Source organism: Winogradskyella sp. ECml5-4 (assembly GCF_036903175.1).
GTDB lineage: Bacteria > Bacteroidota > Bacteroidia > Flavobacteriales > Flavobacteriaceae > Winogradskyella > Winogradskyella damuponensis.
On the sequence record NZ_JAYJLF010000043.1, the window covers coordinates 1 to 2796 of the forward strand.

3 protein-coding genes are annotated in these 2796 nt (G+C 30.8%); all 3 read left to right on the forward strand.

Annotated features, from left to right (window positions below; genetic code table 11):
* Positions 1–216 precede the first annotated feature (216 nt).
* A complete protein-coding gene (locus tag VDP25_RS17435; protein WP_334471885.1) occupies positions 217–1461 on the forward strand; it encodes an ImmA/IrrE family metallo-endopeptidase in 1245 nt (414 codons plus the stop codon).
* 164 nt (positions 1462–1625) lie between these two features.
* Positions 1626–2204 (forward strand): hypothetical protein, encoded by a 579-nt coding sequence (locus tag VDP25_RS17440; protein WP_334471887.1) that lies wholly within the window; start codon positions 1626–1628, stop codon positions 2202–2204.
* Positions 2205–2352: 148 nt separating this feature from the next.
* A partial coding sequence (locus VDP25_RS17445) for a hypothetical protein (RefSeq protein ID WP_334471889.1) occupies positions 2353–2796 on the forward strand: 444 nt, incomplete at its 3' end.

Sequence of the window (2796 nt, forward strand, 5' to 3'; positions counted from 1 at the left end):
TGGAGAACAGACTAACTAAAAGCTTTCACTTTGGTCTGTACGCACTAAAGTAGCTAACAACGTGTATAATTAATTGCTTTTTAAGTGCCTACTTGCGAAAATTCCTGCGGAATTTTCTCTGGTTCGTAAAAGTTTGCTAACTTAGTTGTTTAACCACGCAACTAACCATACACAAGACCGTTGTGCAACATTTAAAGAAACACCGATAATACATTTATGAACACCGTAAAAAAAGGAAATCAATTTGAGGAAAAGTCTCTTGAAATTATTGAAAACTTAAAAGAAAACGGATTATTTGGTGTTAAAGAATTCTTGAATATTATTCCAAAAGCTAAATGCTATTCTGAATTGCGTAAAGGAGAAATTGAATTTGATTTAGTCATTGAATTCAAGCCACCAAATGCAGACAGACCAATGATGACTTATTTCATTGAATGCAAAAATTATGGAAAGCGAGTACCTGTTGAGCAAGTTCAAAAATTTCATAGCGACATTACACAAGTTTCTGGAGTCAATGCAAAAGGAATTATAATTAGTAATGGACCATTCCAAAAATCAGCATATAACTTTGCTGAATCGACTGGAATGATGGTTATTGAAGGTGAATCCGTAGAGAATTTTAAAATTATTCATTACAAACGTTCATCTGAAAATGAATCAAGCATACCATTTATTAAAGAATTGATTAACCATAACTTATTAGATGATGGTTTAAGGTCAATGGAAAAACTTATTGACGGAGAATTACTAAATCTTCTAACTAAAGCGAACAGCAATATAACTTATGGAATTGACAGACTTTCAAGAGACGATATTGACGAAATATCAAAAGAAGAACTTGATAAAATAAACCAAGACTTACTAATTCAAGCTTACGGTTTAAGCGTTAAAGAATTGAGCGAGTTTATTGAAAATGAATACGGAATAGAAATACAGCATTTTGCACCTAAAGAAAATAAATATTTAGGGACGTGTGATATTGACAATAAAATAATCGGAATAAGTAAAAAAATCGTTGATACACCAAGAGAATTATTTGTTTTGGGTCACGAATTTGGACATTATATTTTGCACCAAAGATTAGCAATTAATCAAGAGTTAATGAATTCATTTTCGGATTCCAAATATGATTTTAGCATTGGAAAAAATCGACTTGAAAATCCAAGACATTGGGTTGAATGGCAAGCAAATTATTTTTCTGCATCGCTAATATTACCAAGAACATCAATTGTTGCGAAAACTTGGCAGTATTCAAACTCAAAAAGCAATTTAGTTTTTGATGATAATTACAGTAATCAGAAAAAATTCAGACGAATTATAGAGAGACTTGCCAATCATTTTAACGTTTCTAAAACAAGTGTCATTTATCGATTAAAAGAATTAAATATGATAACGGACAATACAAATATGAAAAGTATTGGCGAATTAATAAGTCAATGGAAATCGGAATACTTTGCATAAAAAACGTTGCACAACAATGTGTATAATTCATTGCTAGTTATAGCCTACTTACGAAAGTCCTCGCGGACTTTCTATCTGTGATTTATTTGCTAAATTTATCGCTTAAACACGCAACGAAATCATACACTAGACCGTTGCCAACAAGCTGACCAAAAACCTCTAAATTGAAAATTAAACAGAATTATTTAAAAGGAAAATCCGTTTTCATAGTTTCATTACTCGTAATCGGAATTACAATTCTGACTGTTTATCTAACTGGAATAAATTACAATCGGAGTTTGACTTCTAACCTGTATTTATCACTCGGAATTATAGCGACAGCATTATTTCTTTTTATGACTTATGTACTTTATAGCGGAATTGGACTAATTGACGATTTTCCAAAATTTCGGAATTTTAAAAGTGGAGATTTCATTGCAAATAGCGGAACTGGACCTACTATGGAATTACCATCAGTTGGAGATGGAATTGGCGGATTGATTTTATCAATTTTACTCTGGATTGGAATGTCAATATTGTTTGTGATTTTACTAATAGTTTTAGAAGCTGTTTTTTGGTTTTCGCTATTTATTATTTTAGCAATGTTATATTGGATTTTTTTCAGAGCATTAAAATTCGTTTTCAACAAATCAAAAGATACAAAAGGAGATATTGGAATTTCAGCAGTTTACTCGCTGACTTATACTCTACTCTATGTTGGTTGGATTTTCGGAATCGTTTATCTGACTGAAATAATGAAATAAAGCCAGTTGGCAACAACGTGTATAATTAATTGCTTTGGCAAGTACTTATTTGGAAAATTCCTTCGGAATTTTCTCGCGTTCGTTTTTGTTTACTAAATTAGTTGCTTAAACTCGCAACTAACCATACACAAGACCGTTGGCAATAATTATGAAGAAAACCCAAAGAACATTTTTGATTTTAGCAATTGTACTTCCTCTATTTGGTTTTTCTCAAAATGAATTCTTGGATTTTGTTGTTGACTATAAAAATGATACTATTTATGGAACTATAAGGAATGTCATTTCCAAAAGAAGTGTTCTCTACGAATTAAATTCAAACCCAAAAAAAGATAAAATTAAGTTTCGTAGTCATAAATTAAAAAAGTACAAAAAAATAAGATTTAACGATAAAATTTATACTTATGTTAAACCTTCAAATGAAGACGGAATTTACGCTGGAAAAACAACGAGGATTATCCCAAAAGATAGTATCGCTAAAAGATTAGGAGATTTTATAAACATCCAAAAAAGACAATCTGATTTTGTCATTACCAACTCAAATGATACTATTTACGGAAAAATCAAAGACCCATCTCTTGGAAAACTACACCTT

Excerpts from the sequence above, each read along its gene's own strand:
- VDP25_RS17435 (WP_334471885.1), top strand. The coding sequence starts at position 217 with ATGAACACCGTAAAAAAAGGAAATCAATTTGAGGAAAAGTCTCTTGAA.